This is a genomic window from Anaerostipes stercorihominis (genome assembly GCF_057535655.1).
In genome coordinates, this window is the sequence record NZ_BAAJCL010000003.1 from 190,104 (window position 1) to 207,881 (window position 17,778).

The following is a 17,778-nucleotide window of genomic DNA, read 5'->3' on the forward strand; positions in this document are numbered from 1 at the left end:
TCACCTCCGCCTTTTGATTAATCCAGACCATTAAAGCTCGGATATGCATTCTCTCCATGTTCTGCAATATCCAGACCAATCTTCTCATCTTTTTCATCCACCCTCAGCGGAGTGAATATTTTTACAGCCGCAGCACAAATCAGAGTTCCTATCACTGCAACTGCAATGGATACTGCAATTCCAATGATCTGCGCCGTAAACAGTCCGGTTTCTCCGAATGCCAGACCATTCCACTGAGCTACATCATTGACAGAGGTTAGCCCAAACAGTCCTGTGGCAATTCCACCCCAGATACCTCCTATTCCGTGGCATCCGAACGCGTCCAGTGCGTCATCAATTTTTAATTTTCCTTTGACCAATTTCACACCAAAATAGCAGATCGGGCTGACAAGAAGACCAATGATCAAAGATGCCCAAATCGGAACAAATCCGGCTCCCGGTGTGATTGCTACCAATCCGATCACCAATCCGGTGGAAGCTCCTATCAATGTAACCTTTCCCTCTGCAAAGGCTTCAATCAGCATCCATGATACCAGCCCTGCCGCCGCAGAAACAGACGTTGTCATAAACGCATGTGCTGCCAGTCCATCGGCTGCCAGAGCGCTTCCTGCATTAAATCCATACCACCCAAACCAAAGCATGGCTGCTCCGAGAAATACAAACGGAGTATTGTGCACATGGTAAGCGCCCTGATCATAGCCATGTCGTTTCCCAAGCAGCAGAGCAAGAACCAAACCGCTGACACCGGAAGTAATATGTACAACATTTCCTCCTGCAAAATCCACAGAGCCGATGGATGCCAGAAATCCTCCTTCTCCCCACACCATATGTGCCATTGGATAATAAACAATCAGCGACCATAAAATGATAAAAAGAACAATGGCCTTAAATCTCATTCTTCCAACCACAGACCCTGTGATCAAGGCCGGTGTAATCATCGCAAACATCATCTGAAAAGCCGCAAAGGCGAGATTCGGAATTGTATCCGCATAGGGACCTGCTTCCATTCCCACTCCCTGAAATCCAAACCATTTTGCTCCTCCTATGATTCCTCCATGATTTCCTCCAAAAGAAAGCGCATAGCCGAATAAAATCCACATTACAATGGAAATTCCCATAATAAATACACACTGCATCATCGTATTCCCGACATTTTTTCTTCTGACCAGACCTCCATAGAAAAAAGCAAGCCCCGGCGTCATAAAGAATACAAAAGCCGCACAAAGTAAAATAAATCCTGTATCTCCTGCGTTCATAATTCTGTCCTCCATTTCCATTATGTCATTATATTTATGTTACTCCCAAAATGAAAGATAACCTTGCTCCGCCTTGCGCGCCGATATTTGGAACATTTGGGTCTGACAGAAAATTTCCCGGTGTTTTCTGTCAGATAAAGAAAAAAAGAGGTCAAAGCAAATTTTGCTCTGACCTCTTCGTCACGTTTATCGTACCAGAAGTTTTTCCCAATTGCAAGTTCTTTTTTGTTCTTTTCCTAAGACAATTCGTTTTCCAGCATTCGATATCCGACTCCGACCTCCGTAAAAATATATTGAGGAACTGCCGGATTCTCCTCTATTTTCCGCCGAATATTCGCCATATTCACTCTTAAAATCCGGTTGTTGGTATCTGCATAAGGTCCCCATATGTTTTTTATAATAAATTCATAAGTAATGACCTTTCCGGAATTCTCCGCCAGAAGCGAAACCAATTTATATTCTATCTGCGTCAGCCGAACCTCTGTCTCTCCCAAGAACACTCTGCGTTTCTCAAAGTTGATTTTCAGCCGTCCGGCGCGGTAAACCGGCGCTCCCGTATCTGCCTCCACCGGCTGTCTCCGATGGCAAAGGGCTGTACGGATTCTTGCCAACAGCTCACGATTTCCGAATGGTTTGGTAATATAATCATCGGCTCCCGCATCTAAAGCCTTCACCTTCTCGGATTCCAGATTTCTGGCAGAAAGAATAATGATCGGAGTTACTGCCCAACTTCTGATTTCACGAAGTACTTCCATTCCGTCAATATCCGGAAGTCCCAGATCCAGCAAAATCACATCCGGGCAATAAGATTCTGCACATTGTATTCCCTGCTGACCGGTACTACATAAAATCGGCTTATATCCGCTGCTTTTTAAAATAGCAGACATAAAATTCCCAATATTCTCTTCATCTTCAATAATCAGCACCGTTGATTTTAACTCTGTCATGCGTTTTTATCCTCCGTCGCCTCATCCAATGGCAGGCTAAAATAAAATTCCGCCCCGTTCTCATAATTTCTTGCGTGAATTTCTCCCTGATGGGCCAAAACAATGGTCTTACAAATTGTGAGTCCAATGCCCATTCCTTTGCGGCTTTCATGGTCCTTTGCCCCGGCACATCCGTCAAACAAATGCGCCATTCGATCCGGTTCAATTCCATCCCCGTGATCCCGCACATAAAATACTACATTTCTGCCTTCCTGCCGAATTCTGAAATCCACCAGCTCCTTTTCTCCCGAATGGACCCATGCATTTTCCAAAAGATTCATAATCACCTGTTCAATTAAGGTCGGATCCATTGGAACCATCAGAAATTCATCGGGAATTTTTACTTCTACCTTACTCTCGGGATATCTCTTATGAAATCGATGCATCGCCTCGGCAACCACCTCCTCCAGCGGCTCCGGGACTTTTTTCACGGATGTTTCCGCGCCTTCCCCGTCATTTTGAATTCTCGTAATACTCAACAGATTTTCCACCATATTTAACAGCCAGTGGGCATCCTCCTGAATGCCCAGCACCAGCTGATCCTTTGCCTCCTCATCCAGATAATCTTTTGCTTCCAGATAAGTAGAACTGGCGCCAATCATGCCGGTCAACGGCGTGCGCAGATCATGAGAAATTGCCCGCAGCAAATTTGCCCTCATCTTTTCCTTTTCTTTGTCAATGGTCAGACGGTTAATTTCCCGATTATATTCATTCAGTTTCGCAAGCTCTTTTTCCCGGCTGACCGCCGCTTCCTTTTCCCGATTTAAGCTGGTTGTCGTCATATTGGTAATCACGGAAATCAGCAGAATACCGATAAACGTCATAGGATACCCCTCAATTAAGAAATTGAGTTTAAAGTATGGATAAGTAAATCTCCAATTAATAAACAATACGCTGAAAATCGAAGACCCGATTCCCCACCAGTATCCTTTCGTATACCTTGATATAAAGAAGGCTGCCAGCATATAAATCATGGACACATTAATCGTATGATCTGTTTGAAGAAAAAATACATGTGCAATGATGGTCGCTGAAATTAAAAGAACGATGGAAATAATCAGGTCTTTTTCCCATTGCTTCATACGTTTTAACATCACACTCCATTTGGACGAATCTGAACGTCAATCTTACACTTTGACACATGGTCCGCATTAATTGTTAAATTATAATCCACCTGCAGATCCATCTGGTTTTCCTCTTCTCTCAATTTAATTTCACTTGTATTGATTCCCATCAGCAGACTGCCAAACGGGGTGTCATAATACGAAAGATTCTCCTTCCCTTTCTCGAATACCATGTGAGAACCACTTCCGCCTTTTCTTGTTAACTCCACTGTTTTGGGGCCTATTTTCAAAATATTTTTTACAACCTCATGATCATCGGAAATTTCGTCATATAAAATATAATGCTTTCCATTTTTTAAATAATAGGCTCCGGTTGTCATCATCTCCACCGGGGTATCGGCATCTATATCCAGCTGAAGCCCCGAAATATGAATTAAAATATCTTTTGTCATAATCGTTCACTCTCTAATATTTCTCAATTTCTACCGGCTGCACCTGATCCACACGGCAAGGCAGTACTCGGTCTGCAAAGGTCATAAATTGGTCTGCCATATCGCTGACGTAATATTCATATGCCGCCGCATGCCCTTTTTCAGCCATCATATTTTGTTTCTCAAGCATCTGTTTCAGAGATTTTGCCACCTCGTAGGCAGGATTTACCAAAACCACCTGATCCCCCATAAAGTTTTGAATAGGATTCATCAGCAGCGGATAGTGGGTACATCCAAGAATCAGAGAATCAATATGATACTGCCGAAACTCTGTTAAATATCTTGATACCATATCCTCTGTGATTCGGTCGTCAATCAGACCTTCTTCCACCAGTGGAACAAACATCGGACAAGCCTTGGCCACTACCGTCACCTGAGGATCTATCTTTCTCAAATACGTTCCGTACTGACCACTTTTGATTGTGGCATTGGTACCGATAATTCCAATGTTTTTATTTTTGGTTGCCTTCATTGCCGCAACAGCTCCGGGCTGTACCATACCTACAATCGGTATCATATAATCTCTTTGAAGTTCTGACAATGCAAGCGCACTTGCTGTGTTGCAGGCAATCACAACGGCTTTTACACCTTTGCTTAAAAGAAAATTAACAATCTGCCTGGAATACCTGAGAATAGTTTCTTTGGATTTGGTTCCATACGGTACTCTCGCAGTATCTCCAAAATAGATCATGCTCTCTTCCGGAAGCTGGCGCATAATTTCCCTGGCAACGGTCAATCCGCCAATTCCGGAATCAAACACACCAATGGGTGCATTCATATTCTTCCCCCTAACGATATCTTGTCATTGCCTGTTCCACCAATGTATCAATCAGTTCCGGTGTATTTAACCCGCAGGCTTTCCAAAGCATCGGATACATGCTGATGGATGTAAATCCCGGAAGGGTATTAATTTCATTAAACACAACTCTTCCGGATGCTTCCAGAAAGAAATCCACTCTGGAGAGTCCAAATCCATCCACTGCCTGAAAGATTTTTCTTGCATCTTCCCTGATTTTTACTTTGGATTCCTCCGGCATTTCAGGATCTATCACGGTCTTTGATTCCTGATTATTATATTTGGCGTCAAAATCATAAAAATCTGCCGCCGCAAGAATTTCTCCGACACAGGTACTCTTCACCTCTTTGCGGTCTCCCAGAACCGCACATTCTACTTCCCTTCCGACGATGGTTTCCTCCACCAGAATATTGCGGTCATGCTTTACCGCCTCATATAACGCTGTCTCCAGTTCTCTACGGTTTTCTGCTTTGGAAACTCCCTTGGATGAGCCCGCACAGGATGGTTTTACAAACACCGGATAAGGGATTTCTTTTTCTACGCGGTCCATAGCCTGATCCAGATCGTCAAAATCGCTTTCTCTGATATGCACAAATCTTGCCTGATCGATTCCAAGCCGGTCCACAATTATTTTTGTATAGACTTTATCCATGGAAACAGCTGATGCCAGAACACCACATCCCACATACGGAATTTTTGATAATTCAAAAAGTCCCTGGATGGTTCCGTCCTCTCCGTTCATACCATGGAGTACCGGGAAAATCACATCGACTTTTTGAAGCTTATAGGTTCCTTCTGCCAAAATCACCAAAGAACGGGTCGTAGTATCCGGTGAAATAAACGCCTTTACTTCTCCATCTCTCCAGCTTCCGTCTTCTATATCTTTCAGTCGATCAACCAGCAGCCACTCGCCCTGTTTGGTGATCCCGACCAAAATAATATTATATTTTTCGGAATCCATATTCTGAATCACAGTTGCCGCCGACATGCAGGAAATATCATGCTCAGAAGAATCTCCTCCAAATATTACTACTACATTTTTCTTCATTCTATCATCTCCTTTATCATCACAGGATACGCCCATTATATCATAAATTTTTCAAAAATAAATCCTTGAAAGTATGGTTGATTCTTTTTATATTCTTTTTTCTCCCGGAAGGTCCATCCATAAATGGGAATTTTATAAAATTTCCGGCATATTTTCAAAGGAAGACAATCTTTGTATCGATAATGATATGCAATAAAATCCGGTTTTGTAAGAAAATTCGTCAGCAGATTTTTCATAATAAAATACGCCGGTATATGTTTCCATTCCTTCTCTTTAAAGAACTGCTCTGAAAGCTGTCCGCGAATGATCTCCGGACGATGCTTTTGAAACCAGAGCAGCGCGTACGGATGAAAACTTTCAATACAGAACAAACCCTCATAATGATCCAGAGTCTTTGCCAGCAGCCTGCAGAGATGCTGATCGCAGGTTTCCATTTTTAACTCAATTAACAGCGGAACTACCCCGTCAATTTCCCGCAGCACATCTACCAGTCTGGGAATCCTCTCGTCGGTTCCCATGAGCCGGTACCTGCTTAGCTGTGCATAGGTCAGATCACAAATATAATGCTCTGCACCGCAGGTACGTTTCAAATGGTAATCATGATGAACCACCATTACATGATCCTTCGTAAGCTGCACATCCAATTCGATTCCGTACCCAAGCTCTTTGGCTCTTTGAAATGCCGCCATTGAATTTTCGGGAATGCCATCCAGTCCATGGAATCCCCGATGTGCAAAATGTTTTACCTGCAGTACCGGATGTCTGCGTTTTTTCCCCGGATTTATCATCCCCATATACAAAAGAAACACAACAAAAAAAATCATCAAAATCATAGCTCCGGCTCTCTCCTTTTTTCTTTGACCATTTTCATCAGGTTCTCTTTTGTGTTCCACAAAGGATTCTCAAGAACTTGTTCCAGAAGCCAATGCAGCAGCTCTCCGATTTCTTTTCCCTGAGGAATCCCCTCTTCCATCAGATCTCTTCCGCTGACTTCTAAATCTTTCACAGACAAAGCATCTTTTGTCTCCAAAATTTCCAGATACAGGCGGCAGGTTTCTGAAAGAATCGCCTCTTTCTCCCGAATATGATAATCACTTTGTGCAAAGATATCCGCCTTCTGGATTTTCATCAGCTTCAAAAACAGCTCCGGTGTCAGTTCACTTACCCATCTTCTGACTGTTTTTTTGTTAATTTCCTTTATTTCTCCAAATCTGCGGTCATGCCACAAGACCAATTTTTTCACTTGCTTCACTGTCTGGTTATCAAATTTTAATCTGCGCAAAACTTTTCCCGCAATCTCTTCACCTATGACAGGATGCATTTTAAAATGGTCTTTATCCGGTCCCTGTACCCGCGCCGCAGGCTTTCCTACATCATGCAGCAGCATTGTCCACCGCAGAATATGCTCCGGCTCAATAGCTTTCATTGCTTCCACAGTGTGGATCCCCACACTGTATTTGTGATGTGGATTCCTCTGAGGTGTTTCCATCATAAGATCAAATTCCGGCAATATGATCTTTGTCACACCAAGCTTATATGCATTGATCAGCACCTCCGGATGATCTGATGTAATCAGTTTTTCCAGTTCCACCTGAATCCGCTCAGCGCTGATCTCCTTTAGAAAACGTGCCTGCCTCTCAATTGCCCGACTGGTTTCTTCTTCGATTTCAAAGCCAAGCTGCGCCTGAAATCTCAATGCACGCAGAATCCTCAGGGCATCCTCGTCAAAGCGCTGCTGTGCATCTCCAACGCATCGAATGATTCCGTTTTTCAGATCTTTTTTCCCTTCATATAAATCAATGAGTCCTTGTCCGGGATTATATGCCATGGCATTGATCGTAAAATCCCGACGAAGCAAATCTTCTTTTAATGACTTTGTAAACTGAACCTGATTGGGACGTCTATGATCTTCGTAGGTTCCGTCTACACGATATGTCGTCACTTCAAAGGGTTGATACTCCATCATCACCGTAACCGTTCCATGTTCAATTCCCGTGTCAATGGTATAAGGAAAAATTTCCTTGATATTCTGCGGCGATGCAGAAGTTGTAATATCCCAGTCCCCCGGTTTCCTGGACAGAAGACAATCTCTTACACATCCTCCCACAATATAAGCCTCAAAACCGGATTTCTCCAGTGTTTCAATAATTTTCTCTGCCTGCCTCGGCATTTCAATCCTCAATCAGATCACCTCTTTTCACAAAGAATTGCCGGAAACAACATGTCCCGGCAATTTTCTTAATATGCTTTTCCAAAATAAACCATTTTTTTAGCTGGTTTTCCGCAATGAATGCACACATCAGAAAGCTTTTCCTGTTCAAATGGCATACATCTTGTGGTAGCCGTTGTCTCATCCTTAATGGCTTCCTCACACTGTGTCTCTCCACACCACATGGCTTTTACAAAACCATCCTGTTTTTCAATATGGTCTTTAAACTCATCCCATGTCCGAGCCTCTACCGTATGGTCTTTCAAATGCTCTTTTGCTCTCTCAAGCATATCAGACTGCATCTGTTCCAGTACTTCTCCCAATTTGTTCTCGATCTCATCCAAAGAAACAACGATCTTCTCTCTTGTATCACGACGCACAATCACCGCCTGATTCTTCTCAATATCTTTCGGTCCGATCTCAATTCTCGTCGGGATTCCGCGAACCTCCTGTTCGCTGAATTTCCATCCCGGGCTCTTATCCGAATCATCAACCTTCACTTTATATGCGCCTGTCAGCTTCTGTCTGATCTCCTCCGCTTTCTCAAGAACGCCCTCTTTCTTTTGCATAATCGGAACAATCATCGTCTGCACCGGAGCAATTCTCGGCGGGAGTACAAGCCCGGAGTCGTCTCCATGAACCATAATAATCGCTCCGATAATTCTTGTTGACATTCCCCAAGAAGTCTGATGTACATATTGAAGCTTATTTTCTTTATCTGTGTACTGAATATCAAATGCTTTCGCAAATCCGTCTCCGAAATTATGGCTTGTACCGGACTGTAGCGCTTTTCCATCGTGCATCAGCGCCTCAATGGTATAGGTTGAATGTGCTCCCGCAAATTTCTCTTTCTCTGTTTTCTGTCCTTTGACCACCGGAATTGCCAGATACTGCTCGCAAAAATCTGCATACATATTTAACATTTGAACCGTACGTTCTTGTGCTTCCTCAGCCGTAGCATGTGCTGTATGCCCTTCCTGCCAATAAAATTCGGATGTTCGAAGGAACGGTCTTGTGGTCTTTTCCCATCTCACAACAGACACCCACTGATTATATAGCTTCGGCAAATCTCTATGTGACTGAATAATTTTAGAATAAAAATCGCAAAACAATGTCTCCGAAGTCGGTCTGACACAAAGCCTCTCCTGAAGCTTTTTATCTCCTCCGTGGGTAACCCATGCAACCTCCGGCGCAAACCCTTCCACGTGATCCTCCTCTTTCTTTAACAGACTTTCCGGAATAAACATCGGCATTGCCACGTTTTCCACACCGGTCTCCTTAAACATTGCATCTAATGTATTTTGTATATTCTCCCAGATGGCATATCCGTTGGGACGCAAGATCATGCATCCCCGAACACTTGAGTATTCTACAAGCTCTGCTTTCTTAACAACATCGGTATACCACTGCGCAAAATCATCTTCCATTGCAGTGATGGCTTCTACTAATTTTTTTTCTTTTGCCATTGCAAACCCTTCTCCTTTTCTATCTTCTCTGCCCCATCGGCAGCCATTCTTTATCGGATCAGACCTTTTGACCCTAATACCCTAATATTACTGTAAATATGTATATTTTTCAAGGTGTGTTTCACTGGATTGTTCTTCAATGAAAACAGGCAGATCAGATTTCCGGCATTCTGAACTGCCTGCTTTGATTTTTCTGTTTCATATTACCAATGATACTTATGCAATTGCCCTTCTTTCTGAAAATTTTGAAATCCCTGATGACGCAATACCTCATATGCGGCAATCGCCACTGAATTTGATAGATTTAACGAGCGAATATGCGGAAGCATCGGAATTCTAATACTGGTTTCCTCATAATCCAAAAGAATCTCTTCCGGTATTCCCGCACTCTCTTTTCCAAACATCAGATAGACGTCCCGATCGTTTTCATAAGCAGGATCTGAATAGACATGTTTTGCTTTTGTTGTTGCCATGTAAATTTTCGGATGTCCATTCTTTTCCAGAAAATCTTCAAAATTAACATATGTACGAACATCTAAATGATCCCAGTAATCCAGTCCTGCCCTCTTAATCATTTTTTCGCTGAGACGAAAGCCAAGGGGTTCAATCAGGTGCAGCACTGCTCCGCAGGCAACACAGGTTCTTCCGATATTGCCGGTATTGGCAGGCATCTCCGGTTCATGTAATACAATGTGAAGCATTTAATTCTCCAATCTCTTTATAAATCGTTTAAGCCTTCCCAAGGCCTCTTTCAGTTCCTCAATGGAATAGGCATACGATACTCTTAAGTATCCTTCCCCACAGGCTCCGAATGCTGTCCCCGGGACAATGGCAACCTTTTCTTCGTTTAATAATCTTGCAGCAAATTCTTCAGACGTCATTCCGAATTTTTTGATGGATGGGAAGATATAAAAAGCCCCCTCCGGTTCAAAACAGTCCAGATGCATCCGTCGGAACTCATGGACCAAAAACCTTCTCCGCTGGTTATACGCCGTCCTCATCTCCTGCACCTCTTCTTCACAGGAACGCATTGCCTCAATCGCAGCATATTGACTAGTTGTCGGAGCCGCCATAATACAGAACTGATGCACCTTTACCATCTGCTCCATCAAATCTCTCGGCGCCGCCGCATACCCCAATCTCCATCCGGTCATGGCAAACGCTTTGGAAAATCCGTTAATAACGATACAGCGGTCTTTCATTTCCGGCAGGGAAGCAATGCTCACATGTTCCCGCCCATACGTCAGTTCAGAATAAATCTCATCGGAAATGATCAAAAGATCATGTTCATGTGCAAATTCTGCAATCGGCTCCAATTCTTCTCTGGTCATAATCGCTCCGGTGGGATTATTGGGAAACGAAAAAATCACTGCTTTTGTTTTTTCCGTGACCGCCTGTTCCAATTGTTCCTTTCGCAGCTTAAATTTATCTTCCTCGCATAAGTTCACAATCACCGGAGTTCCTCCCGCCATCACAACACATGCAGCATAAGATACAAAGCAAGGCTGCACCACAATGACCTCATCTCCCGGATTCAAAATTGTGCGCATTGCCACATCAATTCCCTCACTGCCTCCAACGGTCACAAGGATTTCATGACACGGATGATAGACAAGACGATACTTTCGCTCCAGATACTCACTGATCTCATACCTTAATTCCTTTAACCCCGCATTGGAGGTATAGAAAGTTTTTCCTCTCTCCAGAGAATATATTCCTTCCTCTCGAACTCTCCACGGAGTATCAAAATCCGGTTCCCCAACGCCAAGAGAGATCGCATCCGGCATTTCGCTTACAATATCAAAAAATTTCCGAATTCCCGAAGGCTCCAGCTCCGCAACTCGATCTGATACAAACTTCCTCATTATGGCGTCACCACCTGTCTCTCATCTGTCTTTTTTGCTTCCAGCACCGTTCCGTGATCTTTATATTTTTTCAAAACAAAATGCGTGACTGTACTGACCACAGACTCCAAAGGCGCAAGCTTTGATGATGTAAACAACGAGATTTCTTTCATTGTTTTTCCTTCCAGCATAACCATAAAATCATATCCGCCGGACATCAGATACACAGCTTTTACCTCAGGGAAATTATAAATTCGCTCTGCAATCCGGTCAAAGCCCTGCCCCCGCTGAGGCGTAACTTTCACTTCAATCATTGCAGTTAATTGATCTTTGCTTGTATTTTCCCAATTAATCAGAGTATGATACCCGCAGATAATATGCTCTTTCTCCATATCTGCAATCTCATTTGCCGCTTCCTCCTCCGACACATCCAGCATCACTGCCAGATCATGAAGATCTAAACGGCTGTTTTTCTCAATTAACTTTAAAATCAATTCCCTAAGCTCTGTGTTCATACCATATCCTCCATTTATTCTGAATAAATTTTATATAATTCATCCTGTTTCGGCGCCTCCAGATTGGCAGCCTTTCCCTGACGATAAATTAATTTCTCTCTGGAATCTGTTGTATGACCAATGATCGTTGCCTTGATGCCTTCCTGTTCCAATCGTTTGACCAATTCTCTCCCGCGGTCTGTGGTCATTAGCATGGAACCGCTGGAAATCAACTGATATGGATTCAAATCATATTTTTCGCATAATTCTATTGTATGCTGGCGAATCGGAATATCTTCAATGGTAACTTCCAAACCAACTCCGGAAGCTTTTGATATTTCCCATAATGCACCGTAAATGCCGCCTTCTGTGACATCATGCATACAAGATACATATTCCCGCGCCAACAGCCCTTCCGGTACCACGGATATTTCATTCAAAAACTCCTTTGCTTCCTTTATAAAGTTTTTGGAAAACCACTGTGATAATTCTCTTTCTTTTTCACCGGCAATAATTCCGGTCCCTTCCATTCCAATATATTTGGTCAGAATGATATCCTGTCCTGGCTTCGCACCGCTTGATAAGATCAATTGATCTTCCCTTACTTTTCCAATTCCGGTGACAGACAATACGGAACGATTCACCGCATCCGTAATTTCCGTATGTCCCCCAAGAACCATAATTGACATTTTCTCACATTCCTGGTTCATCTCAGAAATGATCTGGCGAATCTGTGACTCTTTGACTGTCGGCGGAAATAACGCCGTAACCATAAGACCTATGGTCTGTGCTCCGGCAGAGGCAAGGTCATTGGCAGTGACATGCACTGCCAAACGCCCAAGATCGTTCTCCGTTCCGGTGATCGGATCCGTCGAAGTCACAAAAATTTCTCCCGGCTCCAATTTCAAGGCTGCGCAGTCCTCTCCAATTCCGGGACCAGCCAGAACCTCATCTCGGTTTACACTTAATTGTTCCAATATCACTCTCTGCAAAGCAGCTTCTGATAATTTTCCTATCTTCATTGATTCTTTCCTGTTGTTTTCTCTGTTGTTTTTGCAGATGATTTTTGGGCTGCCGTGGTTTCTTTCTTCTGCGCTGTGGTCTTCTTTTTCTCTGTTTTTTCATCTGCCGTTGTCTTTTTATCTTTTTTATCGTCTTTCTTATCATCCTTCTTTTTTGTGCCTACACGGTACACCGACGCCGTTGCCATATAAGAAGAATTATTAAATACTTTTTTCTCCACCTGTTTTCCTTTGACCTTTACAATCTTCCACAACCGGGCTGTATAGCCGGTATGTCCGGATGATTCCAAAACCTTCTGACCTTCCGGCAGCGTCGGGTCCTTAATAATCTTTTCTCCCGCACTGGCTTTTACAGATGTTGTCTCCGACATAAATTCTACCGTGCGATCCGGATCCGGATCTTCTCCATATACCGTAAATGTAATGGTTGATCCGTTGGCGGATCCTTCAATATAGATTGGAACATCATACGGATTCTTAAATTTTAAATCCTTATAGGTTCCGGCAATGGCAGCATCTGCAGATCTCGGCACATAACTAACTGTCATAGAGTGCGGATAGCGTTCTTTAATCTCTAATTCTGCACGAATTACAGCATTATACAATGTGGTAGACACCTGACAGATCCCGCCGCCGTAGCTTTGTACCGTCTGTCCGTTTTCATAAGATCCCGCCAGAGCATAGCCATTTTCTTTCGTAAACGGAGACACCGCCTCATAAACGGAAAATGTCTCACCCGGATAAACTACGCTGCCGTTGATTTTATTGGCGCCTCTTGCCACATTTACCTTTCTTCCGTAGGCGGAGCTTCCATAGTACGTAGAATATGTCCCCAGTTTGTCTTTGATTTTTTCCATATCCTTCGATGTATATTTTGCTTTTTTTCTGGTGACCGCAAGCTTTGCCTGTTTTTCCCCTGCTTCCAAAGCTTTCTTAAAATTCCGGAATGTCTGATCCATCTTTAAGTCATACCCGATTTTTTCTTTTATCACGACAAACGTTCCGTTGGAACGCTTTACACTGGCATTCTTCGGTTCAGAAATAAGGTTCTTTGTTTTCTTTTTTATTTGATTCTCAAATACTTTTTTGTCATAGGAACGATAAATATTTACCGAATGCTTTGTCTCCTTTACGTCCGAATATTTCTCAAAAATACTTCCGCTTCTTCCGATTTGATAGGCTTCCTCCACTGTCTGATCTGCGTCTGCTTTCGCTCCCAAATCTTCTATCTTAACGGAGATTTCCTCATCATCCACATAAAATTTTATCTTTTCCCGATGAATTCCTTTTATATAATCCTCAACTGCCTCTTTTGCTTCTTCTTTTGTCATTCCTCCGAGGGAAATGCCATGGCACTCCACCCCCTCAAGAATTCTTCCGTCTTTCACTGCCCCGCTTACCGATTGCGTTAGATAAACAAATCCTCCGACAATCAACACCAGAACAACCGCTGCTGCAATCCCTATTTTTTTCTTCATTAAAATCCCATCTCCTCAACTGCTACATCATAAGTGATCCGACCACTGTCGTACCAACCATCACAATAATTAAAACCAACGCCATAATTGTTACTATCAATTTTCGTTTCTTCATTTCTTCATCACCCCATAATTTCGTATAATACTGTCAATTTTTTTCGATGCCTCACTCTGAGTCATCGTATCTACATTTACGTTATCCTTTATTGTATGATATTTCATCAGTTCCTTCAAGTAGCGTTTTTGTTTTTCTGTCATCGGCCGCTCTTTTCGCACACGATATTGAAGCTGCCTCGGTAAAAATACATCCTGCTCTTGCGGAAATTCTTTTTTCATTTGTTCAAAAACCACTGCCGTCGCCAATGCGTCATCATAAGCCCTGTGGGCAGCCTGGTTTATGTAGTGATAATGAGAACAAAGCGTCTCCAGCTTCTTATTCGGAAGCTGTTTCAGAAGTCTTTTTGCTGCCGTCAAAGTATCCACCCCGTTTTTTTCAAAAGAAAAGGAAAAAGAATCTGCTGCCGTTTTCATAAAACGATAGTCGAATTGAACGTTATGTCCAAGTACCGGAAACGAATCACAAAAATTTAAGAATCCCTCTACGCCTTCCCGCAGCGGTATCCCCTGATCCAGCATCTCTCGATTGATCCCTGTAAGCTCCATAATAAAATTACTTACCGGAACTTCCGGATACAAAATACAGTTGTATTTTCCTATAATTCTGGTATCTTTAATTTTCACAGCTCCAATCTCTATGATCTGATCATGTTCCGGTGATAACCCTGTTGTTTCCAAATCAAATGCAACATATTCTCTCATTTGTTAAACCTCACAAGATGGACAAACAGACTGCAATGTGCATTCCGCACACTTTGGTCTCCTTGCTATACAAATTTTTCTTCCGTGTGTAATTATCTGAATGTTGTAAAGAATCCACTGCTCTTCGGGCAAAATTTTCATGAGATCCTGTTCAATTTTCACCGGATCTTCATTCTTTGTCAGATATAACAGTCTGGAAATTCTTTTTACATGAGTATCCACCACAATACTCGGTTCGTGAAAAATATTTCCTCGTATCACATTGGCAGTCTTTCTCCCGACGCCGGCAAGACCTGTCAGCGCATCAAGATCTTTGGGAACCTCTCCTTGGTATTGATCCAATAATTGATTGGCGCACGCAATTAAATTTTTTGCCTTGTTTTTATAAAATCCTGTGGAATAAATGTCCCGTTCCATCTGCTTCTGGTCTGCCCGGGCAAAGGAGCCGAGATCCGGATACTTTACAAACAGCGTTTTGGTTACCTGATTTACCCTCTCATCGGTACATTGCGCACTGAGCATTGTGGCAAATAACAGCTGCCACGGTGTTTCATAGTTTAAGTAGCACTTATATTCCTTTGAGTAGGTATCATTTAACAGGTCACAGATTTTCTGAACCCTTGCTTTCGTAATCCGCTTTGACACTTTCGCCATAGTAAAAACTCCTTACACGTTTATCTACTTATTATACACAATGCCTGATCTGCGCTCAAGAGAGTTTTTCCTATATTTTTCGACCCTTTTATGGTACCATACACTTATATACTCATTCAAACTATCGGAAAGTTTGTCTCACAAGGAGGATACAAAATGATCCATTTTATCGTTTCAGATCTAGACGGAACACTATTAAATGAAAAACGGCAATTATCCCGTCGGACAATCCAGGCAATTCAGCAAATTCAGCAAAAAGGAATCCGTCTTCTGGTGAACACGGAATTGGATTATTCCGAAGCACGAACGATTCTGGATTCAGCAAAAATCTGCTGCGACATTGCCTGCTGTGGCGGTGCCTGCATCTTCCACGCCAATGGAGAAAAATATCATGCCGCTTACCTTCCGCTGAAATCCGTTCCGGAAATGCTTCGGCTTTTTGGAAAATACCGTACATTTTATGAGATCCAGAGCACCGAAGGACTCTGTATTTTGGGCTCCACACAAGGTTATTATAACTATTTAAAGCAAGAGGCAGCTCCTCTCCTGATGAAGGAACAGCACTCCCCGTTATCTGTCTCCGAGTGGATCAGCCGCCGAATGTCTCAAGCACAATTTTATGATACTGCAAACCGGCTTTTTCAGGAGCATACCGAGATTATTAAAATTTCTTCTCACTCTAAAGACCAGGAAAAACTCTCTGCTTTAACAAAAGAACTGCATCTGCAGGTTCCGGAATTTGCAGTCTCTGGATATGACAGCTGCCGAATTGACGTAACATCCGTGGAGGCATTAAAAGGCGCAGCATTAAAATTCTATGCCAAGACAGAACATTTTTCGTTAAAGAATACCTTAGTCATCGGCGATAGTAAAAACGATTATTCTATGCTGGCGCTTCCATATGTAGAAAGTGTGGCAATGGGCAACGCAGACCCTTTGATTCAGGAAATTTGTCTCCATCACACCTCCTCCAATGCGGAGGATGGCGCTGCGCTTGTTCTGGAGCAGGTTTTATATAACAAATCTTTAACATAATCCTCATCAAAACTTCTTATTTGAATGCTAGACTATGCTTATCATTGGGAGATATAAGAAGAAATACGGATTTGTCCGCTATATTCCATTCAAAAAGGAGGATTTCTTATGATTCGTTTTATCGCATCCGATATGGACGGCACATTGCTCAACAGCGCAGGATATATTACAAAACGCACCGCAGACACCATCCGAAAAATCCAGCAAAGCGGCATGGAATTCATTGTAAATACAGGGCGCGAATATCAAAGCGCCAAATCCGAGCTCCTCGCAGCATCCATTTGTTGTGACATGATCTGCTGCAATGGAGCGTGCACTTACGATCGTCTTGGAAATCCTTATCATATGTTCCCAATTCCGAAAAGCACCGCTCAGGCAATTCTTGAAATCTTTGCACATCATGATGCCTTTGCCGATATTTCAACCGAGTATGGAAAATCTTCAATTTCCACTCCAGAGCACCTGCTCTCCTATTACAATCACCATGTCTTGCCTGCAGCAAAGCTTGAAAATAAAGTCTATTTCAAAACACAGGCAGATTTTGATGATATGGCTTCCCATGTCCGCTACTTTACAGACATGCAGAGCCTGCTGGGCAGTGAAACCCCCATTTATAAGATTTCTACGACTTTTATCAGCCCCGATAAAATACAATACCTCAGAAAAGAAATCGAAACCTTAACTGATCTTCATATCGCTTCCACTGCCCCAACAAACCTTGAAGTCACGCACGCCAGAGCTCAGAAAGGTTATGCTCTGCTTCAATATGCACAGACAAAATCCATACTTCCCTCTGAAATTCTGGCTGTGGGTGATAGTGAAAATGACTTGTCAATGCTGTCATTGGATCTTGGAATCACTGCTGCAATGGCAAATGCTCCGGCAAAGATTAAAAATGTATGCTCTACTATTGCCCCCTCCAACGATCAGGATGGAGTTGCCGCACTGATGGAATCTCTTCTTTATGAGCGCTGTTTTTACGAAACCAAGTATTCTCGCTCACCACTTTCTCTCCTGTCCGATCTCAGTTAATTCACTGGTCTTATTTTTGATTCCTCCACTTTTTATTGATGTTTTCTTTGAAAATATGGTACTATAAATATAGACTTGTTATGC

General features: G+C 42.8%; 18 protein-coding genes. 2 read left to right on the forward strand and 16 right to left on the reverse strand.

Annotation, left to right across the window (positions count from 1 at the left end; genetic code table 11):
- Positions 1–17 precede the first annotated feature (17 nt).
- The 16 genes from AC27EF_RS04795 to nth all read right to left on the reverse strand — a co-directional run bounded on the left by AC27EF_RS04795 (position 18) and on the right by nth (position 15,627).
- Positions 18–1,256, reverse strand: coding sequence for an ammonium transporter (locus tag AC27EF_RS04795; RefSeq protein WP_487109256.1), 1,239 nt, complete (start codon positions 1,254–1,256; stop codon positions 18–20).
- Between the two features lie 236 nt (positions 1,257–1,492).
- Positions 1,493–2,203 carry a response regulator gene (locus tag AC27EF_RS04800; protein WP_487109258.1) on the reverse strand — a complete coding sequence of 237 codons (711 nt, stop codon included), beginning with the start codon at positions 2,201–2,203 and terminating at the stop codon, positions 1,493–1,495.
- On the reverse strand, positions 2,200–3,336 hold the full coding sequence (locus AC27EF_RS04805) for a sensor histidine kinase (RefSeq protein ID WP_487109260.1): 1,137 nt from the start codon (positions 3,334–3,336) through the stop codon (positions 2,200–2,202). The genes AC27EF_RS04800 and AC27EF_RS04805 overlap by 4 nt, the downstream gene beginning before the upstream one ends.
- Positions 3,336–3,758, reverse strand: coding sequence for a YwiB family protein (locus AC27EF_RS04810; RefSeq protein ID WP_487109262.1), 423 nt, complete (start codon positions 3,756–3,758; stop codon positions 3,336–3,338). Before AC27EF_RS04810 ends, AC27EF_RS04805 begins: the two co-directional genes overlap by 1 nt.
- A 13-nt stretch (positions 3,759–3,771) precedes the next feature.
- The gene (murI, locus tag AC27EF_RS04815; RefSeq protein WP_487109264.1) at positions 3,772–4,575 is read right to left on the reverse strand and encodes a glutamate racemase; all 804 of its coding nucleotides are present in this window, start codon (positions 4,573–4,575) and stop codon (positions 3,772–3,774) included.
- A gap of 10 nt (positions 4,576–4,585) precedes the next feature.
- Positions 4,586–5,641, reverse strand: coding sequence for a D-alanine--D-alanine ligase family protein (locus AC27EF_RS04820; protein ID WP_487109266.1), 1,056 nt, complete (start codon positions 5,639–5,641; stop codon positions 4,586–4,588).
- 35 nt (positions 5,642–5,676) lie between these two features.
- Positions 5,677–6,474, reverse strand: a complete 798-nt coding sequence (locus tag AC27EF_RS04825; RefSeq protein WP_487109268.1) for a glycerophosphodiester phosphodiesterase family protein — start codon at positions 6,472–6,474, stop codon at positions 5,677–5,679.
- Positions 6,471–7,823 carry a CCA tRNA nucleotidyltransferase gene (locus AC27EF_RS04830; RefSeq protein WP_487109270.1) on the reverse strand — a complete coding sequence of 451 codons (1,353 nt, stop codon included), beginning with the start codon at positions 7,821–7,823 and terminating at the stop codon, positions 6,471–6,473. Before AC27EF_RS04830 ends, AC27EF_RS04825 begins: the two co-directional genes overlap by 4 nt.
- Positions 7,824–7,879: 56 nt before the next feature.
- Positions 7,880–9,316, reverse strand: a complete 1,437-nt coding sequence (gene proS, locus AC27EF_RS04835; protein ID WP_487109272.1) for a proline--tRNA ligase — start codon at positions 9,314–9,316, stop codon at positions 7,880–7,882.
- Positions 9,317–9,519: 203 nt separating this feature from the next.
- On the reverse strand, positions 9,520–10,017 hold the full coding sequence (locus AC27EF_RS04840; RefSeq protein WP_487109274.1) for a tRNA (cytidine(34)-2'-O)-methyltransferase: 498 nt from the start codon (positions 10,015–10,017) through the stop codon (positions 9,520–9,522).
- Positions 10,018–11,181: an aminotransferase class I/II-fold pyridoxal phosphate-dependent enzyme gene (locus AC27EF_RS04845; RefSeq protein WP_487109276.1), complete on the reverse strand. Its 1,164-nt coding sequence runs from the start codon at positions 11,179–11,181 to the stop codon at positions 10,018–10,020.
- A complete protein-coding gene (locus AC27EF_RS04850; RefSeq protein WP_487109278.1) occupies positions 11,181–11,675 on the reverse strand; it encodes an Lrp/AsnC family transcriptional regulator in 495 nt (164 codons plus the stop codon). The genes AC27EF_RS04845 and AC27EF_RS04850 overlap by 1 nt, the downstream gene beginning before the upstream one ends.
- Before the next feature lie 14 nt (positions 11,676–11,689).
- Positions 11,690–12,676: an AIR synthase family protein gene (locus AC27EF_RS04855; protein WP_487109280.1), complete on the reverse strand. Its 987-nt coding sequence runs from the start codon at positions 12,674–12,676 to the stop codon at positions 11,690–11,692.
- On the reverse strand, positions 12,673–14,154 hold the full coding sequence (locus AC27EF_RS04860; protein ID WP_487109282.1) for a VanW family protein: 1,482 nt from the start codon (positions 14,152–14,154) through the stop codon (positions 12,673–12,675). The genes AC27EF_RS04855 and AC27EF_RS04860 overlap by 4 nt, the downstream gene beginning before the upstream one ends.
- 111 nt (positions 14,155–14,265) lie before the next feature.
- Positions 14,266–14,973 (reverse strand): 3'-5' exonuclease, encoded by a 708-nt coding sequence (locus tag AC27EF_RS04865; RefSeq protein WP_487109284.1) that lies wholly within the window; start codon positions 14,971–14,973, stop codon positions 14,266–14,268.
- Between the two features lie 3 nt (positions 14,974–14,976).
- Positions 14,977–15,627 (reverse strand): endonuclease III, encoded by a 651-nt coding sequence (gene nth, locus AC27EF_RS04870; RefSeq protein ID WP_487109286.1) that lies wholly within the window; start codon positions 15,625–15,627, stop codon positions 14,977–14,979.
- A gap of 156 nt (positions 15,628–15,783) precedes the next feature.
- Between nth and AC27EF_RS04875 the strand changes: the two genes are divergently transcribed.
- Both AC27EF_RS04875 and AC27EF_RS04880 read left to right on the forward strand, forming a co-directional pair.
- A complete protein-coding gene (locus tag AC27EF_RS04875; protein ID WP_487109288.1) occupies positions 15,784–16,662 on the forward strand; it encodes an HAD-IIB family hydrolase in 879 nt (292 codons plus the stop codon).
- Positions 16,663–16,770: 108 nt separating this feature from the next.
- Positions 16,771–17,694, forward strand: coding sequence for an HAD family hydrolase (locus tag AC27EF_RS04880; protein WP_487109290.1), 924 nt, complete (start codon positions 16,771–16,773; stop codon positions 17,692–17,694).
- The last annotated feature ends 84 nt before the right edge of the window (positions 17,695–17,778 follow it).

Excerpts from the sequence above, each read along its gene's own strand:
- AC27EF_RS04795 (WP_487109256.1), bottom strand. The coding sequence starts at position 1,256 with ATGAACGCAGGAGATACAGGATTTATTTTACTTTGTGCGGCTTTTGTA.
- AC27EF_RS04800 (WP_487109258.1), bottom strand. The coding sequence starts at position 2,203 with ATGACAGAGTTAAAATCAACGGTGCTGATTATTGAAGATGAAGAGAAT.
- AC27EF_RS04805 (WP_487109260.1), bottom strand. The coding sequence starts at position 3,336 with ATGTTAAAACGTATGAAGCAATGGGAAAAAGACCTGATTATTTCCATC.
- AC27EF_RS04810 (WP_487109262.1), bottom strand. The coding sequence starts at position 3,758 with ATGACAAAAGATATTTTAATTCATATTTCGGGGCTTCAGCTGGATATA.
- murI (WP_487109264.1), bottom strand. The coding sequence starts at position 4,575 with ATGAATGCACCCATTGGTGTGTTTGATTCCGGAATTGGCGGATTGACC.
- AC27EF_RS04820 (WP_487109266.1), bottom strand. The coding sequence starts at position 5,641 with ATGAAGAAAAATGTAGTAGTAATATTTGGAGGAGATTCTTCTGAGCAT.
- AC27EF_RS04825 (WP_487109268.1), bottom strand. The coding sequence starts at position 6,474 with ATGATTTTGATGATTTTTTTTGTTGTGTTTCTTTTGTATATGGGGATG.
- proS (WP_487109272.1), bottom strand. The coding sequence starts at position 9,316 with ATGGCAAAAGAAAAAAAATTAGTAGAAGCCATCACTGCAATGGAAGAT.
- AC27EF_RS04840 (WP_487109274.1), bottom strand. The coding sequence starts at position 10,017 with ATGCTTCACATTGTATTACATGAACCGGAGATGCCTGCCAATACCGGC.
- AC27EF_RS04845 (WP_487109276.1), bottom strand. The coding sequence starts at position 11,181 with ATGAGGAAGTTTGTATCAGATCGAGTTGCGGAGCTGGAGCCTTCGGGA.
- AC27EF_RS04850 (WP_487109278.1), bottom strand. The coding sequence starts at position 11,675 with ATGAACACAGAGCTTAGGGAATTGATTTTAAAGTTAATTGAGAAAAAC.
- AC27EF_RS04855 (WP_487109280.1), bottom strand. The coding sequence starts at position 12,676 with ATGAAGATAGGAAAATTATCAGAAGCTGCTTTGCAGAGAGTGATATTG.
- AC27EF_RS04860 (WP_487109282.1), bottom strand. The coding sequence starts at position 14,154 with ATGAAGAAAAAAATAGGGATTGCAGCAGCGGTTGTTCTGGTGTTGATT.
- AC27EF_RS04865 (WP_487109284.1), bottom strand. The coding sequence starts at position 14,973 with ATGAGAGAATATGTTGCATTTGATTTGGAAACAACAGGGTTATCACCG.
- nth (WP_487109286.1), bottom strand. The coding sequence starts at position 15,627 with ATGGCGAAAGTGTCAAAGCGGATTACGAAAGCAAGGGTTCAGAAAATC.
- AC27EF_RS04875 (WP_487109288.1), top strand. The coding sequence starts at position 15,784 with ATGATCCATTTTATCGTTTCAGATCTAGACGGAACACTATTAAATGAA.
- AC27EF_RS04880 (WP_487109290.1), top strand. The coding sequence starts at position 16,771 with ATGATTCGTTTTATCGCATCCGATATGGACGGCACATTGCTCAACAGC.